The organism is Paenibacillus sp. FSL R5-0378, from assembly GCF_038009285.1.
GTDB lineage: Bacteria > Bacillota > Bacilli > Paenibacillales > Paenibacillaceae > Paenibacillus_AQ > Paenibacillus_AQ favisporus.
Genome location: NZ_JBBPAY010000001.1, coordinates 7,245,001 through 7,270,836 on the forward strand (window position 1 = coordinate 7,245,001; position 25,836 = coordinate 7,270,836).

The window sequence follows — 25,836 nt, forward strand, 5'->3', positions numbered from 1 at the left end:
TCGAACAATCCGATGTGCAGCGCGCCCTTCAGATCCAGATCTCCGACAGCCAGGTTGGAGAACGAAGGCAGCCAGTTGGCATGGGACAAGCCGCTGAGGTCCGTCACGCCCATTGGAATGCCGATCAGCGTCGTTACGATAATGCCGATCAGGAGTGCCCCTCTTACTTTCAGCACCATCAGAATGGCGATAATCAAAAGTCCGATCAAAGCAAGCAGCGCATCTTTATGTGTAAAGAAATCGCTTAGTGCCAGGTTGAAGCTTCCGCCGCCGATCGGCTTGCTGATATCGGTACCAGCGTTCACGGTGATCGAGATCAGGTTGGCGAGCTTGAAGCCGATGATGGCGACGAACAGGCCGATCCCCACCGTAATGGCAGTCTTAATGTTTTTCGGAACGGCGACCATCAGCATTTGCCGGACGCGCGTTACCGTCAGAATGATAAAAATAATACCCGAAATAAATACGGCGCCCAAAGCAGCCTGCCAGGTAATTTGACCATTGGATCCAAGCACGACGGTCATAAAATAAGCGTTCAGACCCATACCCGGCGCCAAGGCGATCGGGATATTGACAAACAATCCCATCAGGATGGTAACGAGGCCCGCGCCGACTGCGGTGGCGAAAAACACGCCTTCATGAGGGATACCCGCACCGTCCGGCCCGAGAAACAGATTGTTGACGAACAGGATGTACGCCATCGCCATAAACGTCGTGAGACCGGCGATCATTTCTGTTTTTACATTTGTGCCGCGTTCCTTTAATTTAAAGAACCGTTCCATTTTCAAATAATCCCCCTTAGAAATTTGAGTCAGAACGACAAAAAAGCCCGGCAGACCGCAAAGCGACCACCGGACATTATGAATGAAAGAAAGAGATATCCCGCCAGCATCAGCTTGGACTTACCATGGTCAAGGCAAGCTGCGCTGCGAGTTGGACATCATCTCTTCTAAATTCGTAGCCAGATCATTACGGTGATCTCGTAGAGACTCCCGGGCCAATTCCCGGGATTATACGAAAGAACATATGTCGTTTCTCACATCATTCATTGTATGGAGACAAGCTTCACTTGTCAACAGAAAAAACGAATAATCGAGAGTATGACATGATTCAATGTTCGGAAATTTACATATTTCTCCCATGGAACGATGGCGCCTTATACAGAACATTTTCTCTAACTAGATAGATTGAACTAAAGTTTTGCATTGAACTTCCTGTTATAACGGCCCACTGCAGCCCTGTAACGTTCATTTCTTTAGTTCATTCTATATAGGGCTTAGCTTTTGGAATCGACCCGGAAATTATGTAAAAAACAAAAAAAAGACCCGCACCTGCCTAAGCAGATACGGATCTTGAACCTTGAAAAGGATAACGATTAACCTTACTCCCACTCGATCGTGGCCGGCGGCTTGGAGGTGATATCGTACACGATGCGGTTAACGTTCTCCACCTCGTTGACGATACGCACCGAAATTTTCTCCAATACGTCCCACGGAATGCGGGCCCAGTCGGCGGTCATGCCGTCGATCGAAGTTACCGCGCGGATGCCGACGGTATACGAATACGTACGTGCGTCACCCATGACGCCCACACTCTTCATGTTCGGTAGAGCCGTGAAGTACTGCCAAATTTCCCGGTCAAGCCCGGCTTTGGCGATTTCTTCGCGCAAAATGTAGTCGGAATCCCGAACGATCGTCAGCTTCTCTTCCGTCACTTCGCCCAGCACGCGGATCGCAAGGCCCGGACCCGGGAAAGGCTGGCGATAAACGATTTCATCAGGCAGACCGCATTCCTCGCCGACTTTGCGGACTTCGTCCTTGAAGAGCGTTTTGAGCGGCTCGATCAGTTTAAATTTCATATCCTCCGGAAGGCCGCCCACGTTATGGTGCGACTTGATCGTCTGAGCCGTTGCCGTTCCGCTCTCGACGATATCCGTGTACAGCGTTCCTTGTGCCAGGAAGGCAAAGTCGTCAAAACGCGCAGACTCTTCCTCAAACACGTAAATGAATTCGTTGCCGATGATTTTCCGTTTTTGTTCGGGATCGTCCACGCCGGCCAGCTTGGACAAGAAACGCTCGCGGGCGTCGATTTTGACAACCTTCATATCGAATTTGCCTACAAAGGTATCCATTACGCTCTCGGCTTCGCCCTTGCGCAGCAGGCCGTGGTCGATAAACATACAGGTCAGCTGATCGCCGATCGCCTTGTGAATCAGCATCGCAACGACAGAGGAATCCACGCCGCCGCTCAGCGCGCACAGCACTTTCTGGTCACCGACGGTTTCGCGGATTTCACGAACCTGATCCTCGATAAAGGATTCCATCGTCCAGTTACCCTCACAGCCGCAAACTTCATAAAGGAAGTTGCGGATCATTTCGTTGCCGTTCACGGAGTGACGTACTTCCGGATGGAACTGCACCGCGTACAGCTTCTTCTCGCCATGGCTCATCGCCGCGATCGGAGCCGACTCCGTACCCGCGTCGAGCTGGAAGCCGGACGGAAGCTCAACGACATGGTCCCCGTGGCTCATCCATACGACCTGACGGTTGTCCAATCCTTGGGTAAGCGTCGTGTTCGGTTTAAACTCAAGCTCTGCTTTTCCGTACTCGCGTTTGTGCGCGCGCTCCACTTTGCCGCCGAGCTGCTGCGCCATCATCTGCATGCCGTAGCAAATGCCGAAGATCGGCAGCCCCAAATCGTACACAGCCGGGTCTACATGGGGTGCGTCTTCCGCATACACGCTGAGCGGTCCGCCGGAGAACACGATACCCTTCGGGTTCAGCTCCCGGATCTTCTCGATTGGCGTGTTAAAAGGCAAGAGCTCGCTATATACTCCCAGATCGCGGATGCGTCTTGCGATTAATTGGTTATATTGTCCCCCGAAATCGAGGACAACGATGATTTCATTTGGCTTATTCATTACCGTGCCTCCCTCAATTAATGAAATCAATTATACGCAACGATAATTCATACCGTCAAGGAAGCCGCAGCACCTAAGTTATGCCAGCTTGCCGGCGATCAAAAGGCATCTTCGCAGGAAAGCGCTCCCTTGGCTGCGGCTTACGGGAACCTGACCATAAGCTATCTTTTCCCATTCCGCGGCAAAATCGTACATTTCTTTGCGCATCATTTCATCATCGACCTGTAGGGACTGCACGTATTCCCGAACGGTGGCCCCCGGCGGAGCCGCGCCATAGCGGCGGGTAATGCCCTTCCAGGCCGGAAGCGCCGCCCGGAGCAGCTGCTCCTTGCCCGGAAAGGTCCGCCGCGATAAATACACCAGGCACCACAGCCAAATCAGGCCGCGATACATCCAGGCGCAGCGGACGGCGGCGGCCAGCAGCAGAGCGGTGGCAGCTGCTCCAACCGCGATCCACGCATGCTTGGCTATAAAAGACGTGATCCCGAGCGTGATGTTCTTCAACTGGAGGGCGGCGCGAGCCCAATCCCAGGTCCCCCCTGAATGAACGTCCTGTGCCTGGACCGTTCCGCTGTCAGCAGGCAGCGCGAATCCAGGCGTCGGGTCGAACGGAATCCAGCCGGAGCCGGGGAAATACACCTCGACCCAGGCGTGAGCGTCGCCTTCGCTGATTTGATAGCGTCCCGGGTGGCTGCTGTCCTCTTTTCCCGGGGCAAATCCCCTGACATACCTTGTTGGAATTCCCTCGCTTCGCAGCATTACCGCCATAGCGGTCGAAAAGTGGTTGCAGTATCCTTTCCTTGTCGTAAACAGAAAGTCATCCACAAAATCCTCGCCTTGGGGCGGAACGCGGGTATCCATCGTGTAGGCATAGTAGGTTTTCAAATAGTCCTCTACCGCGACGACCGCGTCATATCGCGTGAGCGACGCCGACGTAATCCGGTCCGCCAGCTGCTTCACGCGTTCGGGCAGCTTGTCCGGCAGCTGAAGGTATTCGTCCTTCACCCGCGCCGGATCCGCGCCCTTCTCTTCCCTCAGCACCTGAGGATCCACGGCGGGAATGTCCGCCTTGATCCGGTAGCCGTTCACCTCCGGCACGCCCGAAATCAGCGGCACCTTGACCGTTCCCGCATCTTCGTCGGCGATCACGGTCAGGGACACCGATTTCCGGCTCGACTCCAGGTCGAGCACTTCGGCGATGGGACCGCCGGCAAAGAGAGGGAAGCTCTCGGTCATGGGCCGGCTGAACATGATTTGCTGGGTAACGGTCCGGTACTCAGCCATCGGAGCGGCCGGCTCCTCTGCTTCCGGGTCTGAGCCTTCAGGCCGGACCGCGCCCGGAATGAACAGGGTGCGGGAATCGGCCTCCTGGCCGGCCCATTTACGGCCGTCATAGAGGCTGAGCGTTTCCCCGCGCCAATATGTAGGGACGGGGCTCTCCGCTTCAAAATAGAGCCTGCCCCCTTGGCTCAGGGGCATTCCCATGTCCTGATCGTCCCCGCTCAGGTTGTAGCCCGTCACGGCTGTGGCTGAGGCGTCGCCGTAATTGTCCCGGATCCAGGATTCCAGTCGGCCGGCCGCCTGCTCCAAGGATAACCTCCCCGGAGGCTTGGCCTCGGCCGCATATCCCAGTCCCCAGCTGCCGCCGAGGACCAGAAGGGACAACAGGCTGAGCGACACGATCCAGGTGCCGTACACCTTGCCGCCAAACCTCCCCGACGTATCGCTCTCGCGCAGTCCGGACAAATGCAGCATCCCTTGAAGCAGCAGCAGCAAACCGCAGGTGCGGATCATATCGGCGTAAATATGGATGCCGAGCAGCGTCTCAAGGCATATCAAGTAGAGCAGGGTGGCCGCGGCGAACAGAAAAATGCTGCGCCGCGATAGGGCGAGCGATTGCACGGAATAAACCAATATGGACCAGCCGACAATCAAAACCAGCGTCCGGGTCTCCGAGCTGGTCTCGGCAAAGTGCCCGGTGGACAGCAGCAGCAGAATATCATCGCGGCATTGCGATATCCAGGAAATCAGCCAGCTAAAGGGCTGACCCTCTCCGGAAACGCTATACCAAGCGGCGCCGACCAGCAGAAAGTACACCGGGAGGGTCAACGTCCACCTCGCCAGCAGGGTTCCCCACAGCAGCAGAAGCGCTGTCAGCCACAACAGCGTCGTCATAAATCCGTCGTCCGCGGAACCCGTCAGCGGCCGGAGCGGAATGAGCCATTCGGCGAACAGCCCCATAAAGGGCAGAGAGATGATGAGTCTGTACAGAAGCGGATCCGTACGCTCCTCCATCTATACCGCCCCCTCTCCGGGGAAGTTCGACTCCACGTGACCGACGCGGGATACGCGGCCGCCGTGCACGATAAATACGCCGGCCCCCAGACGTGAAAGCAGCGCCGCCCGGCGGAACAGGCCGGGATCGTGAACCGCCGCAGCGTACGATGCCGAATCGCTGCTGCCGTTTCTTTCCGAAGCGCCTGCGCAATAGATATCCACATATCCCCCGGAGGAGATGATTCCGGATACGGCGCGGAGCAGCTCGTCGGTCAGATAGCCGGTGACGACGGCCGTTCTTTTGCCTTTCAAGTTCCCGGCGGCTTCCTGAAGCTGTGCAGGCAGCGGCATGCCGCCGGCCAACGTCAGTCCCGACAAGGCTGCGAGCATGCCGGTGATCTCCGGCCCGGTCTCCTGCCTTGACGCAGGGCCGGTTCCTCCGGCTTCTCCCGGCATATCGGCACGAAGCCCGGAGCCGAGCAGCACCGCCTTCTCGCCGGCACGCCCGGCTTCAACGAGCAGCCCTGCCGCCGTCGATACGGCGGTCTCGAACCCCCGCTGCGCGGCCTCGCCGCTGACGTCGCCTGCCCGGGCGCCGTCCGGCATATAGCCGCTGAAGGAGCGGTCGATCATGACCGCGTAAGAGGACTGCTGCGCCTCCTCCGGCAGGCTCGTATGCAGGCGGCCCCACCGGGCAAGGTGCTTCCAATGGATACGGTTCGGCGGATCCCCCGGAACGTATTCCCGCACCTCCATCCCCTTCATGCCGTCCGCAAACCGGGGAGGCCGGAGACTGGCCTCTTCGCTGTAAGACAGCGAAGCCGCCGGCCGGCATTCCTGTCCGACGGGCAGCGGCTCCGGCAGCACGATAAACCGGCCTTCTCCCTTAACGACCTTCCTTCCCTGGAACCAGCCGAACAAGCCGCCCCATTCCAGCGCACAGGCTTCAAACCCGTAATGCCCCCGCGGAAGAGCGGGAATCTCATAGCGATACGTTAAGGAGCGCCGAAATCCCGGAAAGAGCACGCGGCGGAAGCTCCCGCCGGTATAATAATCCTCCACAGCCATCCAGGGGAGGGGCAGCGGTGAGCGGAAATGAATCCGCAGGGTCACGGGCACCGCCTCCCCCGCCGGAATCAGGCTTTGGGGCAAGCTGCGTTCCACAAGAATTTGCCGGGGGCCGAGCAGCTGAACCAGCATGCCGCCAGCCAGCACCAGGCAGGTCACAAACATCATGAACCATAAGGCCTCGCCTCCGTGCAGCCGGTACATGGCCACCAGACCGCCCAGCACGGCCAGCCCGATCCCCCATTCGAGGACCCGCCGCATCATAAGCGGCCTCCTTTGCGGGAGTGAACGGGCAGTACCAGCTGCTGCAGCAGCTCCCGGACCAGCTCCTCGCCGCCGGCCCCCGCAAGAAGCGCGGCATGGTTCAGCATCAGCCGGTGGGCGAGGACCGGCACGGCGGTATCCTTGATGTCATCCGGGATGACATAAGAGCGGCCGGCCATATAGGCCGAGGCCTGGGATGCGTTCATCCAGGCCAGCGTCCCCCGCGGGCTGATGCCGAGCTGGACGTTCGGATGCCGGCGCGAGGCGTCGGCCACCTGGACGAGGGCCAGCTTGATGGACTCGTCTACGAAGACGCCGCGGACGGCGCGCTGCATGTTCGCCATTTCTTCCGCCAGCATGACCGGCTTTATGGCGTCCAGCGGATGCTCCAGCTGCATTCGCGTCAGCAGCTCCACCTCTTGAGCCGGCTCCGGATACCCCAGGCTCAGCCGCATCATGAACCGGTCCATCTGCGCCTCGGGCAGGCGGTAAGTCCCTTCGAAATGCAGCGGGTTTTGCGTCGCCAGCAGCAGGAACGGGCGCGGAAGCGGATAGGTGGTGCCGTCCACGGTCACCTTCCGCTCTTCCATCGCCTCCAGCAGGGCGGATTGGGTCCGGGGCGAAGCCCGGTTGATTTCGTCAGCCAGCACGATATTGGAGAGAACCGGCCCGGGCCGGAACTCGAAGCTGCCGCTGTGCGGATGGTATATCGAAGTGCCCGTTACGTCGCCGGGCATCAGATCGTATGTGAACTGGATCCGGCCGAACGTGCAGCCAAGGCAAGCGGCGATGGCCCGGACCAGCATTGTTTTACCTACCCCTGGAACATCCTCCAGCAGAATGTGGCCGCCGCTAAGCATGGATATTAGGGCCAGGCGTATTTCCTTTTCTTTACCGACGATAACGGATCCGACGCGCGATAAGACGCGGTTCAATAATTCCGGGGCAACATCATCATGAAATACCGATGGAGTCGACATAGTAACAACCTCCGTTTCCAATCATGGCTTGTTCCCGTCAAAACAGGGAATCTATCAATATTCTCTCCATGTAGAAAAGGAAGTAGACCTGCCGCACCGGCTCATTTTTTAAGAGTGACTAAACTCTCTGCAAAAATCGTAGATTCGCTCCATTAGGCACCAAGACCGTTAAAATACTGTGACCCGCCGCTCCTCTTCATTAACCGATGCCGTGATTCCGGCATATCCGGAAGCTTCAAACAAGCTGCGCAGAGGCACCCACAGCGATCCATTGACCGTCAGCACCTGCAGCGTCTCCCTAGAGACCACCTGATTGCCCTCCACCGCCTCCAGCCTGCCCGTGTCCGCATGGATCCGCAGCGAAACCGCGGCGTCCGCCGACAAGGACGCGACCCAGGCCGCCCCGGCCGAATCCCAGACCGTATTGCCCCCAATCCGCTCGGTCAGCGCGCGCAAAGGCACCATGTAATGTCCGTCAACAATGCTGTACTCGCCGGTATCCAGCGTGGTCTCGAGCCCGCCGACATCCAGGCGGAGCGGTTTGCCAGGCTCGAACAATGCGGCATTCTGCGCAATATGCGACTGAATCCAGGCGGCGCTTGGCGCGCTTCGCTTCAGTCCGCGGGCTGTGGCATTCACTTTAAATTGAACCGGCGGGTCTTGCGGTGACAACACACCGAACTGATATCCACGGGCCTTGTACCAGCTAATTATTTGCGGGAGGGCCTTCACGCTTTCCGAATGGCCGGGACCGTCATGCATAAGAAGAACTACCTTGCCTCCCGGGACGTCCGTCGTGGCACCCTTCACGATCTCCGCAGCCGGGACATCACGCCGCTTGGAATCGCCGCTGTCCACGTTCCAATCCGTCACGACGTACCCTGCCTGCTGCAGCAGTTTAAAATACGTGTCGTCAAAATGCCCGGCCGTCCCCCCGGGGGCCCTGACCAGCTGCGGCCTTTCTCCCGTGATCAGGTGTATCTCCTCTTCGGTCTCTTTGATTTGGTCCCAGAACGCAGGAAAAGATTGATAGAGTTCGGTATAATTATGGTCATATGTATGATTGCCAATGGCATGGCCTTCCTCGTAGATCCGCGAAATGAGCTGCGGATATTTCTTTACCTGCTCACCGAGAACAAAGAAGGTTGCGCCAATCTTGTTTTTCTTTAAAATATCCAGCACCTGGCCCGTTAAATCGCTAGGGCCGTCGTCAAAGGTCAGATACACCGTTTTGGGACTGACCGGAGCAGCTTTCTTCGTCGTATTGGAGGCAAGCAGCCCCGCTTGGTCCACATGGACCGGATCGGTTTGCCGTCCGATGACAGCAGAACTCTTTTCCCTTGCAGCTTCAATGCCCGGGGCCGTCTTGACCGCATTCTGAACCAAGGGCGTCATAGGCTGAAGCAAGGTTCGCCCTTCCCAGACGCTTGCGCAGAATAGGAGAGCCATCACCGCCAATACGACCCCGATCGATCCCAGAACAACGCTGAATGTCTTCTTCACCATGTACCTTCTACCTCCACTATTTCTATGAGTTCTGCTTTCTGGTAGATTATATGGTGAGAGAAGTGGAAATAGACTTAAGGAAAGCCGAATCTTTCAAGAGCTTAATCATTCTTGCTTCCGGATGGCATTCCATCGGAGTCCGTTGTAACTCGTTGGAGTCCGGTTGTGTGATCTTTGGGGCCCGACCTGAATTGGAGTGAAAACCTTTTGGAATTGTTAAAATGGATACATTTGATGTTCGAGCAGTACGGCTACCTCGTGCTGTTTCTCGGACTGGCTTTGGAATTTATCGCCCTCCCCTTTCCCGGAGAAACGACGATGGCCTATGCAGGCTTCCTGTCCTACGACGGCATGCTTCATTACGGGTGGCTGCTGATTATTGCGTTTGCCGGAACGACCCTGGGGATGACCATTACATACTTTATCGGCCTCAAGGCAGGCCTCCCTTTTCTCCAGCGCTACGGCAAATGGTTCCTGCTCTCCGAGCATAAACTGGAACGGGCCAGCCGCTGGTTTAACAAATACGGGCAAAGCCTGGTCTTTATCGGATACTTCATCCCCGGCGTCCGCCATTTTACCGGCTACTTCGCCGGCATGATTGCCCTGCCCTTCCGCAAGTTTGCGCTGTTCGCCTACAGCGGAGCGCTGGTTTGGGTCTTGTTGTTTATCAGCATCGGCAAAATATTCGGGCCGCAGTGGAAGTTCGCTTTTCACCTGGTGGAAAAGTACTCCTTCTGGATTGTCGGCGCTGTCATTATCGCTGCTGTCGGGTTTCTTGTCTACCGTTACCGCAAAAAAATGCGCTCGCTGCTGTCCAAACTGCATGTCAGCTGACATGCCGGGCAGTGAACGGCCACGGCAAGGAAGCGATCAGCTCCGTCCCGCGACGTCTTCCTCTCCCGTTCCCACAAATAAAAAAGACGCACGCTGCATGAAATGCAGTGCGCGTCTTTTCTTTTACATCCTAAAAATATAAGTTCATTAACCCTCCGCGTTTGCGGTGCTGACGCTTTGCCCTTGAAGCTCGTTCTTGAGCTCGGTGTGCGGCTTCGTTCTTTTGATGAAGAAAGCGAGAGCCAGCGCGGCGACACTCAGCCAAGTTGCAACAATGAACGCATAGTTAATGCCGTGAACCATCGAATCGGCGGTCAGCTTCGCCATAGCGGCTTTGTCGGCCGGATTGACTGTACCCCCGGCAAGAACGTCCTTGACATGACTCTTCGTTTCATTGGTCATGACCGTCACCAGGATCGCCGTACCGATCGAGCCCGAAATCGTACGCAGCGTGTTGGACATCGCCGTACCGTGGGCGTTCATGTTCCGCGGCAGCTGGTTGAGACCGGCGGTCTGAATCGGCATCATCAGCATCGACATACCGAACATCCGAATCGTGTAAATGACGATCAGATGGGTGTACGATGTTTCAACCGTCAAACGGCTGAATTCATAAGTCATGATCACCGTGATGATCAAGCCGACGACGGCCAGCCATCTTGCGCCGATTTTATCAAAGACCGCGCCGGTAATCGGCGACATGATCCCCATCAGAATCGCGCCGGGCAGCATCATGAGGCCCGATTCGAGCGGCGTGAAGCCGCGGATGTTCTGCAGGAAGATCGGCATCAGGATCATGCCCGCGTACATCGCCATCGTGATAATGACGTTAATGATCGTCGTCAGCGTAAACATATTGTATTTAAAAATCCGGAACTCGAGCATCGGAATCTTGGATACGAGCTGGCGCCATACAAAGAGGATCAGACCTACCGCACCGACAATCAGCGTGGAAATAACGGTCGCGCTTCCCCATCCGTCGGTACCCGCGTCACTGAAGCCATAGAGCAGGCCGCCGAAGCCGATGGTCGACAGAACCACCGACAGGAAATCGAATTTCGGTTTGGTCACACTCGTTACGTTCTTCAAGAAAAATACGCCGATTAACGTGGCGATGATCGCTACCGGCAGGATGATGTAGAACAGAACCCGCCAGGAGTGATGTTCAACGATGTACCCCGACAACGTCGGTCCGATAGCCGGAGCCAGGATCATGGCGATCCCCATCATGCCCATCGCAGAGCCCCGTTTTTCGATCGGGAAAATGTTCAGGAACACGACGGTCATCAGCGGCATCAGAATGCCTGCGCCAGCCGCCTGAATGACGCGGCCCGCCATAAGTATCCCAAAATTGGGTGATATCGCGCATATCAGCGTTCCCAGCGAAAACATCGTCATCGCCGAAATAAACAGCTGGCGGGTTGTAAACCGTGCGATCAAAAATGCCGATACTGGAATCAATACGCCGTTAACCAGCATGAAGCCGGTCGTAAGCCATTGGCCTGTCGTCGGCTGAATGCCCAAATCATCCATAATTTTGGGCAGGGCAATATTCATCAAGGTCTGATTCAAAAATGCCACGAATGCGCCGAGGAGCAGTGCGGCAATGATCGGCCCTTTCCGGATATGCTCCATTGATTGAGCTTGACTGCTATTCATAATTTCTTTCTCTCTCTCCCTTTTGGCTGAAAATCTGAATAATTTGCTGGTGTGTCGCTAGTAAATGGCTTCTGTCCTCCTGTTTGATCTGTAAAAGAGGCAGCAGGCAGCCCATGCTGACTTGCTCGGTCTGCTGTCTAAGTTCATCTCCCTTCTCAGTTATCCGCAGCGCGATCGACCGCCGGTCCGACTGGAGCCGTCTGCGTTCAACGAGCCCGGCCTTGACGAGCCGATGGACAACCCCGCTGGTGGCGCTGTTCCCCATAAGAATTAAATCTGCCAGCTCGGAGAGTCCGATGTCCGGATGCTCGCGGAGCGTGTGCAGGACAAGATATTGAATCCAGGTGGTCTCAAGAGCAGCGGCATGCTTCCAGAAGATTTGGTAAAACGTGAGATTGACCTGGCGAAAAGAGTACAACAGTTCGAGAATTTCTTCTTGAGGACCCAAAATCATTCTTCACCCTGTTTCTATTTCCATCTCTTAATATTTCGCATACGAATTATTTTAAAACCAACATGTTTACGTGTCAATAAAAACATAAGAATAAATTTACATATATTTTTGCATTTCATTTTCAAAAATATCCATGAAATTTACCGGAATCGCTTTCATTAGAAGAGCGGTACCCGGAGCGGCTGCAGACCAAAACTGGGCCCCCGAACCATTCCAGGCAGCCCAGCCCCTATTCAATGCTTTACTTCCTATAGGTATGATCATGCGTTTTAATATTTGTACGGCGAGCTACATAAAATTAAAGGACTGACACGACGTCGCCGGCATGGCCCGCCACCCGGAGCTTCCGCCATTCCTTGATGAGCCTTCCCTCTTCATCGATCAGGAACGTCGAACGGACGACACCCCAGAACTCGCGCCCGTACATTTTCTTCAGCTGCCATACGCCGTACAATTCGCTCACATGATGGTCCTTGTCGGACAGCAAAGGAAACGGCAGGCTGTATTTCTCGGCAAATTTGCCATGGGATTTAAGCTCGTCCGGGCTGATCCCGAGCACGACCGCGCCTTTCGCTTCAATCTGAGGAAGTGCGTCGCGGAAATCGCAGGCTTCCTGCGTGCACGCGGGCGTATTGTCCTTCGGGTAAAAATACAGCACCACCTTGCGTCCCCTAAAGCTGCTGAGGGTTATCTCCTCCCCTGTAGAAGCCGGAAGGGTAAAATCGGGAACCATGTCTCCAACTGCAAATTGTGTCATATGTATCACTTTCTCCTTTCAGAGGCCAAGCACTGCATCTATATAAATTGAACACTTTCGTTCATTTTATCTTGGTGAAATGCTTTCCAGAATGTAAAATTGATTGTATTGTCAAAAAAAATTATAATAAATGAATCCTTACTCTACAAATGTCTGAACATGTCGAAGACAAGCACTCTCCTTCAACAGGATAGCGAAAGGAAGAAAAGGAATGACTCCAAGGAAAAAAACAATATTATGGATTGTAGCCATTATCGTATTAGCCATCATCGGTTATGCGGTCTATTATTTCGCATCGATTTATAATGGCCTGCAGGGATTGCAGAAGTCCGCTGAAAACTCTCCTTTTAAATCGGTTACCCCCGTCGAAGTCAAAGTTCCCGATCCTCCCAAATGGGAAGGCACCGAACCGGTCAACATCCTGCTGATGGGCGTGGACGCCCGCGGCATCAAGGAAGGTGAGGTTCCCAGGTCTGACAGCATGATGGTCGCCTCCCTGGATCCCGTCAAGAAGCGCATCAATGTCTTTTCGATCCTCCGCGATACGTACACCGACATTCCCGAACACGGCCAAGACCGCATCAATACAGCGATTACCCATGGACCGAATACGGCAATGAAGGCGGTCGGCGATCTGCTTGGCATTCCTATCCAGTATTATGTCTATACGGACTTTCAAGGATTCATCAAGCTGGTGGACGCCGTCGGCGGCGTAGATTTTTACGTGGAGAAGGATATGTATTATCCGAGCAACGCAGACAACCATGAATACGATATCGACCTGAAAAAGGGCCAGCAGCATCTCGACGGCACAACGGCTCTGCAGTACGTCCGTTTCCGTCATGACGCAACATCGGACTTCACGCGGACGGAGCGGCAGCGGGCCTTCCTGAAGGCGGTCGCCCAAAAAATGCAGTCCACGACGTCCATCATGAAGCTGCCGAACATTTTGGAGCAGGTCAGCCCATATATAGATACGAACCTGTCCGTCAATGACATGTGGAAGCTGGCTACGGTCGGTTACCAGAGTCAAATGGCCGGCAGCGAGCAAATTCCGCCGATGAAGCTGCTGAAAGAGGAAAAGATCGGCAGTGCTTCCGTCCTGACCGTTTCCAGCGAAAGCAAGCTGAAGCAGTATATCCAGGACATTATGAACAAGCCGGAGACGGTGCCGGTATCCAGCGAAGGCAAAACAGGCACCCCAACCAATACCAATTCAACAACCTCCGGGGAGACCGGGGAGAACAGCAGTACGGGCAGCAGCAACTAGGCTGCCCGCCTGCTTTTTATTTGAGAAAGGAAGTTATCCGTCATGAATCGAACACGTTCTGAACAATTATATCAAGAAGCACTGCAGCACATCGTCGGCGGCGTCAACAGCCCCTCCCGCTCGTTTAAGGCGGTTGGCGGCGGGGCGCCCGTCTTTATGAAGCGGGCGAACGGAGCTTATTTCTGGGATGAGGACGACAACCGTTATATCGATTACCTCGCCGCTTACGGCCCGATCATTACCGGCCACGCCCACCCGCATATCACGGAAGCCATTACGCGTGCCGCTCAGAACGGCACCTTGTACGGAACGCCGACGCAGCTCGAAATCCAGCTCGCCCGGATGCTGAAGGAAGCGATCCCGTCGATGGACAAGGTCCGCTTCGTCAACTCCGGCACCGAGGCCGTCATGACGACGATCCGCGTCGCGCGTGCCTACACGAAGCGCAACAAGATCATCAAGTTCGCCGGATGCTATCACGGCCATTCGGATCTGGTGCTCGTGGCAGCCGGCTCGGGCCCTTCCACGCTCGGCATTCCGGACAGCGCCGGCATCCCGACGAGCATTGCGCACGAGGTCATTACCGTGCCTTATAATGACCTCGACGCCCTTCAGGCGGCGCTGGCCAAATGGGGTGACGACGTGGCGGCCGTCATGGTCGAGCCGATCGTCGGCAACTTCGGCATGGTTATGCCGAAGGAGGGCTTCCTCGAGGGCCTCTGCCGCATGGCCCATGACAACGGCTCCCTCGTCATCTATGACGAGGTGATCACCGCCTTCCGCTTCCACTACGGCAGCACGCAGACCTTTGCGGGCCTGCAGAACCATGACGCGATCCGGCCGGATCTGACCGCCCTCGGCAAAATCATCGGCGGCGGGCTGCCGATTGGAGCCTACGGCGGGTCCAAGGAAGTGATGGAGCAGGTCGCGCCGCTCGGCCCGGCCTACCAGGCCGGCACGATGGCGGGCAACCCGGCCTCCATCTCGGCGGGCATCGCCTGCCTTGAAGTGCTTCAAGGCGAGGGCGTCTATGAAGAGATGGACCGGCTCGCTGCGAAGCTCGCGGACGGACTGCAGGCATCGGCCGGCCGCTACGGCGTGCCGCTGACGATCAACCGTATCCGCGGCTCGCTGTCCACACATTTCTGCGACCATCCGGTGACCAACTACGACGAAGCGCAGGATACGGACGGCGAAGCTTTCGCCGCCTTCTTCCGCGCCATGCTAAACCGTAATATCAATCTCGCGCCGTCCAAATACGAGGCCTGGTTCCTGACCACGGCCCATACCGAAGCGGATATCGACGCGACGCTGGAAGCAGCAGAAGCCTCCTTCAAGGAGATCAGCAAGTAAAAGAGGATCCGGGGATTATTGGAATCCACCCCGATTATAACGGAAGACCCTGCCTGCGGCTGTTATGCCGTGGACAGGGTCTTTTTTTGTATTTATGATAAGTACCTCTAAGCTAACATCTGGCCACCATTCCGGCCGTCCGCTTCCTTACTGCTGAGGCTTGATCTCATCGAAAAATTTGGTTTGCACCAGTTTGGCCGCGTCGTCCAGCTGCTTCTTGGAGTCCGTGTCTTTCTTCGAGAACAGCTCCTGTACGACGTTGGACATTGCGCCATAGTAATCCTGGGTGCCGTACTGGGCTTCAGGCTTGCCGTCCAGCAGTCCAAACAGGTTCGGATCGTATTTGTACACGTTGTCGTACTTGTCGTAAATCGCGGCCACCTTTTTGCCGTACTCCGAATCGTCCTTGAAGTAGTTCAGCGGTGCCGGCACGAAATATTTATTGTTGGCCTTACGCTCCTGGATGTTACCTTCGAGCGCTTCCAGCCCTTTATCCGTAAAGTAGTCGAACGTGATGTAGCGGAACGCCATTTCCTGCTCATCCTTGGTGGCGTTCGGATTAATGACGAGATAGTTGCCGCCGAGAATACCGTAATGCTTGCCGCCTTTCTCGGCCGCCGGCATCGGATAAGCCAGCACGTTCTCCGGCTTCAGCCCGCCCTGGTTGAGCGCGGCGTCAATGACGTCATACGCGCCTGCGATGACCATCGCCGTCCGTCCCTGCTGGAACGCGTTCAGGGCATCGCTCCAGCCAAGAGCCCAATCCTTCGGAATGGCGTTCGCTTCCCATCTCAGCTTTTTATAGAAATCGAGCGCCTTCACGCCGGCATCCGAATTGAACACCGCCGTATACTTCCCGTTCTCCACCTTCTGAATTTCCCCGCCCGCTTCGAACAGGAAGTTCGTCCAGTTCCATCCGGCTTCATTGCCTTTCCCCATCGGTGCAATGCCGGAGATGCCCTTCTTCACATCAGCCGCGCCTTTGGCCGTGTTGTACATATCGTCCCACGTCCAGTCCAAGGGCGGCACCGGAACCTGCTTGGCGTCTAGCAGCGCTTTGTTGATCATGGTCGACGTGATATATCCGTTCTGGGTAACGCCGTAGACCTTGCCGTCCACCATGAACTGGTTTTGCAGCAGCGGATTCATTTCGTCCTTGTATTCCCACTTGTTGTACAGGTCCGAAATGTCCGCGACCCAGCCGCGTTCCACCAGCATCTGCGCTTCGGTCGCAAACGTGTTGTAGAACGTCGGGGCTTCGTTCGAAGCCATTTTGATGCCGATTTCGTTGACGCTGTACTGCCAGTCGTCCTTCACGATCGTCACGTTCGGGTACTTCTCGGTGAACCGTTTGATCTTGTCGTCTTCCTGCGCCCGCAGATCTTTTTGGTCCGGGAGCGGGTAGTGGATCTTGATCGTGATTTTCTTCTGGGTAATATCGTCCTCCGATTTCCCCGCATCCGTCGTCGCCGTCGTTCCCCCGGATCCGGATCCCTCGGACCCGGCGCCCTGATTGTCGCCGCCGGCCGTTTTGCCGCCGCCGCTGCAAGCCGCAAGCACCGAGGCCGACAGCAGGAGGCACATCAGCACCATGGAAAACTTACGCATTGAAACTCCCCTTTTCGTCAAATGGTATGGTTTACCCTCTCATCATAAGAGAGGATGGTTCATCAATCGATGTGTAATCGTATGCCCTTCATGTGCATGCCTACGATGTTGGCCGGTCAGCCTTTGACCGCCGACAAACTGACGCTCCGCATAATGAACCTCTGGAACACGAGGAACACGAAGATCGGCGGGATCATGACCATGAACAAAATCGTGAATTTGATATTGTTGTCCATGCTCCGCGCGTTGATAACGTATTTGTAGATCGCCGTGGCCAGCGTATACTTCTCCTCGCTGTGCATCACGAGCGACGGCCAGAACCAGTCGTTCCATGCCGTGGAAAAGATAAAGATGGCCAGCGTGGCGAAGATCGGCACGGACAAAGGAACGGCGATCCTGACGTAGCTTGTGAGCTCGGACGCTCCGTCGATACGGGCCGCTTCGAAGATCTCCGGATGAATGCCGTCGAAGAAATTTTTCATCAGCAGAAAATAGTAGGCGCTGGCTCCGGCCGGCAGCCAGAACGCCCAGTACGTATTGAGCAGGCCCAGCTCCTTCAAATTCACGAAGTTCGGAATGATATAGCTCGACGCCGGGATAAACAAGGTCATCAGGATGAAAAAGTAGATTCCCCTGCGGAACGGCACATTCAGCTTCGAGATGCTGAACGAGGCCAGGCCAAGCACCAGCACAGTCATCAGCAGATTGCCGACGAAGATCAAGATCGTATTCTTCAAAAACATCGGCAGGTTGATGTAGTCCCAGCCTTCCGAGAAATTGCCCCAATTCCACGTTTGCGGAAAGAAATGCGGCGGGAACGAGTTCACTTCCTGGTTCGTCTTCAGACCGTTAAACATCGTCATCAGAATCGGGTACAGCATCGTGACGATCATCACCGCGATGCCAAGCACCATGATGCCGTACACCACTTTGTTCAGCGGCTTCCTCAAATCGGAAGAAGAAAGGATTCCTCTGTCATGCTGGCTCATCTAGTAATCCTCCTTGTTCATCTTGAATTGAAGCAGTCCGAGTAGGCTGAGTACGATAAACATCAGCATGCCCAGCGCCGTCGCCGAGCCGTAATCCAGCTGGTTGAACGCGTACTTCACGATAAGCAGCGCATAAGTCAGCGTCGTGTTGTTCGGTCCCCCGTCCAGCAGGGCGAGCTGGGATTGGTAGGCTTGGGACGTCCCGATGATTTGCAGGATAAACATCAGCACGATCAGATTCCGTATGGAAGGGATCGTAATGTAGCGGATCCGGTTCCACACGCCGGCCCCATCGATCTCGGCGGCTTCATACCAGTCTCTCGGAATGCTGAGCACGCCGGCCAAATAGATCAGCATCGCCGATCCGAACTGCTGCCACGTCTCCATGAACACGATCGAGATCATGGACCAGCGCCCGTCGGAGATAAAGGACACCGGTTCCACACCGAAGCTGCTGAGCAGCCCGTTGATCGGACCGACCGGGTCATACATCCACCGCCACATGCCGTACAGTACCACGCCCGGCACGACAAACGGCAGGTAAGCGGCAATCCGGGCAAAGCCCTGAAAAAACCGCAGTTCCGAAATCGCGATCGATGCCACGATCGGCACCCAGAAGCCGATGATGACCGTTAAAAACATGTAATACAGCGTATTTTTAACGGCTGTCCACACATCGGGGTCGTGCAGCACCCTGGCGTAATTATCGAAACCGACAAAGGTGTTGCCTTTAACGAAATCAATCGTAAAGAAGCTGTACACCGCTCCTTTGATAATCGGCACCCACAAAAACAAAATGAAAATGACAATGGCCGGCAGGATGAACAGGTATCCCCAAAGATGCTTTTTCCACCTGCTCGTTCGTCTGCCCGCCGGCTCGCTCTTCGCTTCCGGCTTTAACATAGCTGTAGCGGGTTCCCCCATCTGTCTCCCTCTTTCCTCTAATGTTTCTTAAGGATCATTGTAGAAAATCGGGCTGCCCGCGCACATGTCTAGTTCTATGGAAATGATAGCTGTTCTTACTTCTTCATCTCGCTCGGGCTCACGCCGAAATACTTTTTGAATATTTTGCTGAAATGCTCCGGCGACTCGTACCCCACCCGCTCGGCGATTTCATAGCGGCGCAGGTCCGTGTTCTGAAGCAGGTGGCGGCTCTCCTCCATCCGCAGCTTGATGACGTACTCCCACAGGTTATGCCCGGTAATTTTCTTAAACAGGTAGCTCAAATAGTTCGGACTGACATGGTTCTTCTTCGCCACCTCATGAATGGTCAGCCCCTTCTGGTTGTAGTTCTCTTCGATATAGCGCCTCGTGCTCTCCACAATCCGGTTGCTCTGCGTCGACAGCTCTTCTGCAGACGGATCTTCAGCGTAGTTATGCCAATTGAAGTCCCCGTAATAAAAAACATGGTAGTCCGGGTAGTGCCGGCTCCACAGCATCGCTTTATCGGCCTGGCGGCCGAGTACGGAAAGAAAAGGAATGCCCTTCAGGATCTGGCTGATGGCGACTGTACATTCCAGCTTCAAATATTTGCGGATATGATGGTACACGCTGCGGCCGGCCATTTCGAGCTGGCTGAGCTTGTTCTCGCCGGTTTCGACATTCGCCGCCTCGCTCCACTGGATAATCGCATGGATGTCGTCATCCGGCGAGTAAAACAGAAGCGCATCCCATTCCTGATCGAGCAGCTCCTTCACAATATTGAGCGAGGCATACCGGAGAAGCCGCCGATCCCTGTCGGTATAGGGCGCACTGCCGGGGGAAAGGTCCAGCCTCATTTTCATGACGGCAAAATACGGACCCTTCAGCCCAAGCTCGCCATATTCACCGCCCGTCTCAAGATCCCTGGATTCATGGCCCGCTTCTTCGGACAGCAGCCGGTTCAGAAGCTCGTTCTTGCGGGGCTCGGGCTCCTCCATGCGAAAATCTTCTTGCGTGGCTGTCAAAAGCTCATTCACCTGCGGTATCCGTTTATCCATCTTGAGCAGCACGCTCCCGACGGAGTCCAGAAACTGCTCGCTGTTCAGCGGCTTCAGCAAATAGTCCTTGGCTCCGAGCCGGATCGCGCTTTGCGCGTACTGGAACGTTTCATGCGCTGAAATAATAATCGTCTGAACCCACGGCTTGATGATTTTCGCCTGGTGCATCAGCTCGATTCCGTTCATCTCGCCCATCTGAATGTCCGTGACGAGCAGGTCGACCTCCTCCATCCGGACGATATCGAGCGCCTCATGGCCGCTGCCCGCCGTGTAGACTTGACCGATGTCGAGGCCCGATGCGCTCAGCAGCCCGGCTAATCCCTTGCAGATGAGCGGCTCGTCGTCGACGACCAAAATATTGAACATGGATGCTCCCCCTTGTATGTAGCTTGTTTATCCCTTGTTTGTCATGAACTGCCTGCCGTTTCGGCGGGAAGCGTGATCGTGACCAGCGTCCCCCCGCCTGGGCGAACACTGTAGACAAGGCCGTACTCCTTGCCGTAATGAAGCTGTATCCGCTGATGGATGTTCCGGACCCCGTAACCGGCCGCAGGATCATCTGTTTCACTGCTTAAGTTCCGGTTGATGGCTTCGATGTCCACCGGTTTGTAGCCGTTATCGGAGATGCGGATGCGCAGAGTGCCCCTGGACGCCTCTGCTTCGATGCGGATTTCGCCGTCTTCGCCCATATTTTTAATGCCATGAATGATTCCGTTTTCGATCAAAGGCTGCAGCGTAATTTTCGGAATGCTGAACGGGTGCAGCGATTCCGCGACGTTGATGTCCACCTGGAACACATAATCGTATCGGTTCTGCTGCAGCTTGATATAAGCGGTCGCATGCTCCAGCTCCTCCCCGAGCGTAATCAGCTCCCTCCCGCGGCTCAGGCTGATTTTCATCAGTTTGGACAAGTCCTTGATCATCTCGGCCGACACGTGGTTGCCTTCCATCTTGCTTTTCCAGTAGATGCTCTCCAACGTGTTGTACAACAAATGAGGGTTGATCTGCTGGTATAACAGCGACAGCTGCGCTTCCTTTTGCTTTAAGTCCATGTCGTATTTATAATGAATCAGATCGTTCAGGCGCCGGGCCATTTCGTAAATGGTGGAGATCAGCACGCTGACCTCGTCGTTGCGCTTCCGGTGCGGCGTTTCGGGCACGGCATTCCCCGGCTCATAACGTCGGACGAAAGTGACCAGCTTCTGCAGCGGGGTCATCAAGGACCGCCAGAAATATAAAATGATGATCAGACCGGCGGCGAAATACGCGACCGAGATGATCTGGATGACATGCTTCATTTCGTCCTGCTGCTGCAAAAGCGCTTTGACCGGCACTTTGTACACCAGCTTCTGCTGGAGCACATAGTTATAATCCACAACATAGATAAAATCCTTTGTAATGACGTCCTTGACGCCCATGGGCGAATTCCCCGGCTCTACTTCGGGAGGAAGGCTGAGCACGCCCTCGGCATCCGGCTGGGTAGAGGTCAGAATGTGATTGTTCCAATCGGTAAAATACAGCTCGCCTTCCGGCAGCGACACGGTCTTCAGCGATTCGCCGATCCGCGCGTCGACGTTCGTTACCATCAGCACGCCGATCGTACCGCCCTGATCAATGTTGTTGATTGCGCGGACATAGCCGAGCGTCTTCTGGTCATACTGCCCCTTCGCTGGCGGGGATAAATGATCGGTGAGCCGCAAATAGCCGTTCCCTTTACGGGCTACCGCCTCATCAAACCATTCCGGCTTCTCGGCCTCGTTCGAAAAGAAATAAACCCCGGACTTTTTGGACTCCGGATAATAAGGGGCAAAAAAGTAATGGTTGCCGGGATCGTACACGTACAGCGAATAGTACAGCGGCTCGCGCTCATCGCTCTCCTGCGAGTACGAGCTCAGCATGCGCTCCAGCTTCTCGTAGGTTTTCACCCGCTGCAGCACCGTGTCCTTCCCCGTCGTGTCCAGCTGCTGGACCACCGAATTCTGAAATACCGTCGCCGTCACCTTGTTAACGGTTTCAATATCGCGGCTGATCAGTTTGAAATTTTGCTTGTTCAGCTCTATATAAGCATTGGTTACATGGCGTTTTAAAATCTGGCCCGCCCTGTTGTTGCCGTACCCGTTCAGAATAAACACGGGAATGACGAGAACCAGAAACAGCAGGATCATCTGCTGCCTGACGTTCATTCTCGCCAGCGGATTGCGGATCCCCCGCTTCATCAGTCATAACACCTCCGGCTTTCCTTCAATATACCAACAATAAAAATGGGGAAGTATGTGCGTTTCTACGACAATCATTCGCGATTGTAAGATATGCCCCAGTAGACAGGCCCATGGGCGATTAGTCCTAGTGTAATTTATTTTCGACGGCTTGCCAGTAAAATTTTACGGCAGCGTTATTGGCGGGCCGCGGCGGTGGAATAACGACGGGATGACAACGGAATAGCAAAAGGTTAACCACGGAATCGTGACCGAATAGCACCGGGATTGCAATGAGAGTGCAACGGGATGGGAGCGAAATAACGGCAGATGCCCTCTTTCCTTCCTCGAAAAAATGAGCTACAATAGTGCAAATCCATTTTCACGATGATGAAGAAGAGTACGCGCGAATTGCGGCCTTACAGAGAGCCGGCGGGTGGTGCAAGCCGGTGGGGGCGCGCGCGGAAGTGGGCTTCGGAGTGCCCCGTCTGAACAGGAACGCTTCCCAAAGAAGCGGACAGTAGGATGGGCGGCAGGTCCCCACCGTTAACCGGGGCAGGGTATCGAGGAAGGCATACGCAATTTTCTTTTCGTTTAGCGCCGGAATCCGTACCTGTTGAGCAGGGCTGCATCCCTAGAGGATGGCGGCCAATCAAGGTGGCACCGCGGGCTAGAGCCCCGTCCTTGGATAGATCTCCGTCTGGATATTTTTTAGCATGGAGATCCCAAGGGCGGGGCTTTTTTGGCGTTGATATAAGAACGTACGCCCTTCTGCCCGATCAACGAAAGCAAAACTGTATGACTGAAGGAGGTGATGGCCATGGATGACGGCTGGTGGTGGCGTCCCGGGAAGACCGGGCTACTAGACATGATCGCAAATGAAGTCCCGTATACAAAACAATTTCAATTCAGGAGGAATAACCATGACAATTTCAACAAACTCACAACCCAAGGACATTGTCCTCACCGGAGACCGGACGACCGGCAAGCTGCATCTGGGCCATTACGTCGGCAGCCTGAAGAACCGGGTGCAGCTTCAGCAGCAGTACGAAACCTATATCATGCTGGCGGATGTGCAGGCGCTGACCACCCATTTTCATACGCCGGAAATGCTGGCCGGAAGCGTGCGGCAGGTGGCGCTGGACTATTTGTCGGTAGGCATTGATCCCGACCAGGCGACGTTGTTCGTGCAGTCGATGATCCCCGAGATAGCCGAACTGACGGTGTTTTATTCGATGTTCGTGTCGGTCAGCTCGCTGCGCCACAACCCGACGATCAAGAGCGAAGCGGCCGAGCGCGGATACGAGGATCTGTATTACGGTTTCCTCGGCTACCCGGTCAGCCAGGCGGCGGACATCACCTTCTGCAAAGCCACCCTGGTTCCCGCGGGCGATGACCAGATTCCCCATATCGAACAGGCGCGCAAAATCGTCCGGCGCTTTAACGAGCTGTACGCCCCCGTCCTGGTGGAGCCGCAAATTATCGTGGGTGAGCGGCTGGATGGGCTCGACGGATCGAGTAAAATGAGCAAAAGCCTCGGCAACGCCATCTCCCTCGATTCCACCACGGATGAGGTCCGCAGCCGGATTCGCAAGGCCCCAACCGATCCGGCGCGCGTGCACAAAACCGATCCCGGCCATCCGGAGGTCTGCACGATTTACGGGTATCACCGGATTTTTCGCCCGGAGGACAGCGGCAATATTCATGACATGTGCACCCGGGGTACGCTCGGCTGTGCCGCCTGCAAAGCTAAAATCACCGGTGCGATCGAAGAGGTGCTGGAGCCGATCCGCGAACGCCGCGCCCGGTATGAACAGCGTCCCGGCGACATCGACGACATCCTGATGGCAGGTACCACCAAAGCCCGCGAGGCCGCGCGCCAAACGATGGGCGAAGTGCGGGAGGCTATGGGGATCAACTATTTTGCCCGGAGATAAAATAGCAATAAAAATGGGCTGCCCGGAACCATCCGGTTAGCCCATAGGAGAATATCCGTCCAAGGTGATACGGCAGAAGCCGTTTCTTGGGCGGTTTTTTTGATTGGTAATAGCGAAGCGGCACGCTTTAAAAGCTCTGGACCAGGAAGTCCCGAAATTCGCGCGCAGCTTGGGATAAATAGCGCTCCTTTTGCCATGCGATTTGGTAAGTACGCCGGCAGACCGGTTCCTCGATCCGCAGCACATGAAACGAAAATCCGATCCGATCTACCAGCGTCTCAGGGATAAAGGCGATGCCTACCCCCGCCCGGATAAAATGGCCAACGGCCGAATGCTCATCCACCTCGCACACAATATCCGGCGCAAACCCGGCCTGCCTGCAAAACTGATCCGTCATTTTCCGAAATGGATTGCTGCTCTGGATGCAAATAAAAGCCTCCCCCGCTGCCTCGCTTAACCGGATGCTGCTGCGGCCCGCAAACCGGTGTGACGAAGGCACCGCCAGCAAAATTTCTTCCGTCAAAAAGGAAATTCCCTCGATGCCCGGCTGCTCGATCGGTGGGAACGTGATGCACAGGTCCAGCTCCCCGCTCAACAGCTTATCCCGCTTCTCCTGCTCTCCCGCCTGGGAAATTTGCAGCCGGATTCCCGGATGCATCCCCAGAAAATCTCCGATCCGGTCGGAGAAGCATTTATGCGTGGTCGTCGCCAGATTCACCCTGCCCTTCTCCGCTCCCGCCAGATCTTCGAGTTCCCTTTTCCCGTCTTCCAGGGCGTTTAGCGCGGTCTCCACCCTGCGCAAATATGCCCGGCCAAAGGCGTTCAGCTGGATCTGCCGCCCCTTCCGGTCAAACAGCGGCACGCCCAGGTCCTCTTCCAGCCGTGAAATCGTCTTGCTGAGGGCAGGCTGGGCAATGCGCAGCTCCTCCGCCGCCCGGGTCATGTGCTCAAGTTCGGCAACTTTGCGAAAATATTGAAGCTGCAGCAGTTCCATCGAAATCCCTCCTTATATACCAAAGGTTATTAATAAATAGCATTATATATATTTTTTATTATTTATGATCGATTATAGAATAAATACAGGCCGAAGGCGAGAGAGGCTGCTCAAACTCACCGCAGGAGGCATGAAATCAAAGCTCTGGATATTACTATATTCAATGACCGAAAGGATGATCGATAGCATGACAGAACAACAGACAATGAAAGCGGCGGTGATCCGCGCGTTCGGTCCGCCGGACGTACTGCATACGGCGGATGTGCCGCTCCCCTTACCCGGCCCTGATGAAGTCCGGGTTCGCGTAAAAGCGGCCGGCGTTCAACCGTTCGACCTGGCCGTCCGGGAAAGGGGATGGGTCCCGACTGGTCTAAGCATCCGGTTTCCGCAAATTCTCGGCAATGACTTCGCCGGAACTATCGAGCAGGCTGGAGACCACGTAACGGACTTCGCGGCTGGCGATGACGTAATCGGCTGGGCTCTGCTGGCCAGCTACGCCGAATACGTCGTCGTTCCCGCCAGCCAAATCGTACGTAAGCCGCCGGGCATCCCTTGGACAGAAGCTGGGGCGCTCGCAGCTTCGGGGCAAACCGCCCACACCGCCCTGCAGGAGCTTCGCGTCGGGGAGGGCGATACCGTCCTGATCCATGGCGCCGCCGGCGGGGTCGGCACCATGGCCGTCCAGCTTGCCCGCGCCTTGGGCGCCACGGTTATCGGTACCGCCAGCGAGCGGAACCACGACTACCTGCGCACACTGGGGGCCATCCCCGTCGCCTACGGCCCCGGCCTTGG

20 protein-coding genes, 1 riboswitch and 1 other annotated feature (1 of these 22 only partly in view) are annotated in these 25,836 nt (G+C 55.6%); of the genes, 5 read left to right on the plus strand and 15 right to left on the minus strand.

Annotated elements, in window-relative coordinates; all coding sequences use genetic code 11:
• The 6 genes from MKY74_RS33430 to MKY74_RS33455 all read right to left on the minus strand — a co-directional run.
• Window positions 1-782: the 5' portion of an NCS2 family permease gene (locus tag MKY74_RS33430; RefSeq protein WP_076175742.1), read on the minus strand. It extends 589 nt beyond the left edge of the window; only the first 782 of its 1,371 coding nucleotides appear in the window; the start codon lies at window positions 780-782; its stop codon lies beyond the left edge, outside the window.
• 156 nt (window positions 783-938) lie between these two features.
• Window positions 939-1,038: riboswitch (purine riboswitch) on the minus strand.
• 343 nt (window positions 1,039-1,381) lie between these two features.
• Entirely contained in the window at window positions 1,382-2,920 is a 1,539-nt protein-coding gene (gene guaA / locus MKY74_RS33435) for a glutamine-hydrolyzing GMP synthase (RefSeq protein ID WP_076175744.1), read from the minus strand.
• A gap of 78 nt (window positions 2,921-2,998) precedes the next feature.
• Window positions 2,999-5,215 (minus strand): transglutaminase-like domain-containing protein, encoded by a 2,217-nt coding sequence (locus tag MKY74_RS33440; RefSeq protein ID WP_076175746.1) that lies wholly within the window; start codon window positions 5,213-5,215, stop codon window positions 2,999-3,001.
• Window positions 5,216-6,529, minus strand: coding sequence for a DUF58 domain-containing protein (locus MKY74_RS33445; protein WP_084204202.1), 1,314 nt, complete (start codon window positions 6,527-6,529; stop codon window positions 5,216-5,218). It abuts the gene before it with no gap.
• Window positions 6,526-7,509, minus strand: a complete 984-nt coding sequence (locus tag MKY74_RS33450) for an AAA family ATPase (RefSeq protein WP_076175750.1) — start codon at window positions 7,507-7,509, stop codon at window positions 6,526-6,528. Before MKY74_RS33450 ends, MKY74_RS33445 begins: the two co-directional genes overlap by 4 nt.
• Window positions 7,510-7,677: 168 nt before the next feature.
• Window positions 7,678-9,015, minus strand: coding sequence for a polysaccharide deacetylase (locus tag MKY74_RS33455; protein ID WP_076175752.1), 1,338 nt, complete (start codon window positions 9,013-9,015; stop codon window positions 7,678-7,680).
• A 207-nt stretch (window positions 9,016-9,222) separates the two neighbouring features.
• Between MKY74_RS33455 and MKY74_RS33460 the strand changes: the two genes are divergently transcribed.
• Entirely contained in the window at window positions 9,223-9,849 is a 627-nt protein-coding gene (locus MKY74_RS33460; RefSeq protein ID WP_076175754.1) for a DedA family protein, read from the plus strand.
• Between the two features lie 147 nt (window positions 9,850-9,996).
• On the opposite strand, the gene MKY74_RS33465 is transcribed toward MKY74_RS33460, so the two are convergent.
• The 3 genes from MKY74_RS33465 to bcp all read right to left on the minus strand — a co-directional run bounded on the left by MKY74_RS33465 (window position 9,997) and on the right by bcp (window position 12,719).
• Complete coding sequence (locus MKY74_RS33465) at window positions 9,997-11,508, minus strand: DHA2 family efflux MFS transporter permease subunit (protein ID WP_076175756.1); 1,512 nt, start codon at window positions 11,506-11,508, stop codon at window positions 9,997-9,999.
• Entirely contained in the window at window positions 11,501-11,956 is a 456-nt protein-coding gene (locus MKY74_RS33470; protein WP_167372931.1) for a MarR family winged helix-turn-helix transcriptional regulator, read from the minus strand. The genes MKY74_RS33465 and MKY74_RS33470 overlap by 8 nt, the downstream gene beginning before the upstream one ends.
• Window positions 11,957-12,260: 304 nt before the next feature.
• Window positions 12,261-12,719, minus strand: coding sequence for a thioredoxin-dependent thiol peroxidase (gene bcp, locus MKY74_RS33475; protein ID WP_076175761.1), 459 nt, complete (start codon window positions 12,717-12,719; stop codon window positions 12,261-12,263).
• Between the two features lie 211 nt (window positions 12,720-12,930).
• Between bcp and MKY74_RS33480 the strand changes: the two genes are divergently transcribed.
• Both MKY74_RS33480 and MKY74_RS33485 read left to right on the plus strand, forming a co-directional pair.
• A complete protein-coding gene (locus tag MKY74_RS33480) occupies window positions 12,931-13,989 on the plus strand; it encodes an LCP family protein (RefSeq protein ID WP_076175764.1) in 1,059 nt (352 codons plus the stop codon).
• 42 nt (window positions 13,990-14,031) lie between these two features.
• Window positions 14,032-15,342: a glutamate-1-semialdehyde 2,1-aminomutase gene (locus MKY74_RS33485; RefSeq protein ID WP_076175766.1), complete on the plus strand. Its 1,311-nt coding sequence runs from the start codon at window positions 14,032-14,034 to the stop codon at window positions 15,340-15,342.
• Window positions 15,343-15,489: 147 nt separating this feature from the next.
• On the opposite strand, the gene MKY74_RS33490 is transcribed toward MKY74_RS33485, so the two are convergent.
• The 5 genes from MKY74_RS33490 to MKY74_RS33510 all read right to left on the minus strand — a co-directional run bounded on the left by MKY74_RS33490 (window position 15,490) and on the right by MKY74_RS33510 (window position 22,134).
• Window positions 15,490-16,950: an ABC transporter substrate-binding protein gene (locus MKY74_RS33490; RefSeq protein WP_076175768.1), complete on the minus strand. Its 1,461-nt coding sequence runs from the start codon at window positions 16,948-16,950 to the stop codon at window positions 15,490-15,492.
• A gap of 116 nt (window positions 16,951-17,066) precedes the next feature.
• Window positions 17,067-17,939, minus strand: a complete 873-nt coding sequence (locus tag MKY74_RS33495) for a carbohydrate ABC transporter permease (protein WP_076175770.1) — start codon at window positions 17,937-17,939, stop codon at window positions 17,067-17,069.
• Window positions 17,940-18,842 carry a carbohydrate ABC transporter permease gene (locus MKY74_RS33500; RefSeq protein ID WP_240913475.1) on the minus strand — a complete coding sequence of 301 codons (903 nt, stop codon included), beginning with the start codon at window positions 18,840-18,842 and terminating at the stop codon, window positions 17,940-17,942. It abuts the gene before it with no gap.
• Between the two features lie 116 nt (window positions 18,843-18,958).
• Window positions 18,959-20,284: a response regulator gene (locus MKY74_RS33505; RefSeq protein ID WP_076175774.1), complete on the minus strand. Its 1,326-nt coding sequence runs from the start codon at window positions 20,282-20,284 to the stop codon at window positions 18,959-18,961.
• Between the two features lie 41 nt (window positions 20,285-20,325).
• Entirely contained in the window at window positions 20,326-22,134 is a 1,809-nt protein-coding gene (locus MKY74_RS33510) for a sensor histidine kinase (RefSeq protein WP_076175777.1), read from the minus strand.
• A gap of 357 nt (window positions 22,135-22,491) precedes the next feature.
• Window positions 22,492-22,802, plus strand: a binding site (T-box leader).
• 234 nt (window positions 22,803-23,036) lie between these two features.
• Between MKY74_RS33510 and trpS the strand changes: the two genes are divergently transcribed.
• On the plus strand, window positions 23,037-24,050 hold the full coding sequence (gene trpS / locus MKY74_RS33515) for a tryptophan--tRNA ligase (protein WP_076175779.1): 1,014 nt from the start codon (window positions 23,037-23,039) through the stop codon (window positions 24,048-24,050).
• Between the two features lie 127 nt (window positions 24,051-24,177).
• Here trpS and MKY74_RS33520 read toward each other — a convergent pair whose 3' ends face one another.
• The gene (locus MKY74_RS33520; RefSeq protein WP_076175781.1) at window positions 24,178-25,044 is read right to left on the minus strand and encodes a LysR family transcriptional regulator; all 867 of its coding nucleotides are present in this window, start codon (window positions 25,042-25,044) and stop codon (window positions 24,178-24,180) included.
• 205 nt (window positions 25,045-25,249) lie between these two features.
• Between MKY74_RS33520 and MKY74_RS33525 the strand changes: the two genes are divergently transcribed.
• On the plus strand, window positions 25,250-25,836 hold a 587-nt coding region (locus MKY74_RS33525), incomplete at its 3' end, for an NADP-dependent oxidoreductase (RefSeq protein WP_341014036.1).

What these genes read in the sequence shown, in the direction of transcription:
- MKY74_RS33510 (WP_076175777.1), bottom strand. Translation starts at nt 22,134, where the DNA reads ATGAAGCGGGGGATCCGCAATCCGCTGGCGAGAATGAACGTCAGGCAG.
- MKY74_RS33505 (WP_076175774.1), bottom strand. Translation starts at nt 20,284, where the DNA reads ATGTTCAATATTTTGGTCGTCGACGACGAGCCGCTCATCTGCAAGGGA.
- MKY74_RS33440 (WP_076175746.1), bottom strand. Translation starts at nt 5,215, where the DNA reads ATGGAGGAGCGTACGGATCCGCTTCTGTACAGACTCATCATCTCTCTG.
- MKY74_RS33500 (WP_240913475.1), bottom strand. Translation starts at nt 18,842, where the DNA reads ATGTTAAAGCCGGAAGCGAAGAGCGAGCCGGCGGGCAGACGAACGAGC.
- guaA (WP_076175744.1), bottom strand. Translation starts at nt 2,920, where the DNA reads ATGAATAAGCCAAATGAAATCATCGTTGTCCTCGATTTCGGGGGACAA.
- MKY74_RS33455 (WP_076175752.1), bottom strand. Translation starts at nt 9,015, where the DNA reads ATGGTGAAGAAGACATTCAGCGTTGTTCTGGGATCGATCGGGGTCGTA.
- MKY74_RS33485 (WP_076175766.1), top strand. Translation starts at nt 14,032, where the DNA reads ATGAATCGAACACGTTCTGAACAATTATATCAAGAAGCACTGCAGCAC.
- MKY74_RS33480 (WP_076175764.1), top strand. Translation starts at nt 12,931, where the DNA reads ATGACTCCAAGGAAAAAAACAATATTATGGATTGTAGCCATTATCGTA.
- MKY74_RS33490 (WP_076175768.1), bottom strand. Translation starts at nt 16,950, where the DNA reads ATGCGTAAGTTTTCCATGGTGCTGATGTGCCTCCTGCTGTCGGCCTCG.
- MKY74_RS33520 (WP_076175781.1), bottom strand. Translation starts at nt 25,044, where the DNA reads ATGGAACTGCTGCAGCTTCAATATTTTCGCAAAGTTGCCGAACTTGAG.
- MKY74_RS33445 (WP_084204202.1), bottom strand. Translation starts at nt 6,529, where the DNA reads ATGATGCGGCGGGTCCTCGAATGGGGGATCGGGCTGGCCGTGCTGGGC.
- MKY74_RS33465 (WP_076175756.1), bottom strand. Translation starts at nt 11,508, where the DNA reads ATGAATAGCAGTCAAGCTCAATCAATGGAGCATATCCGGAAAGGGCCG.
- bcp (WP_076175761.1), bottom strand. Translation starts at nt 12,719, where the DNA reads ATGACACAATTTGCAGTTGGAGACATGGTTCCCGATTTTACCCTTCCG.
- MKY74_RS33450 (WP_076175750.1), bottom strand. Translation starts at nt 7,509, where the DNA reads ATGTCGACTCCATCGGTATTTCATGATGATGTTGCCCCGGAATTATTG.
- MKY74_RS33495 (WP_076175770.1), bottom strand. Translation starts at nt 17,939, where the DNA reads ATGAGCCAGCATGACAGAGGAATCCTTTCTTCTTCCGATTTGAGGAAG.
- trpS (WP_076175779.1), top strand. Translation starts at nt 23,037, where the DNA reads ATGACAATTTCAACAAACTCACAACCCAAGGACATTGTCCTCACCGGA.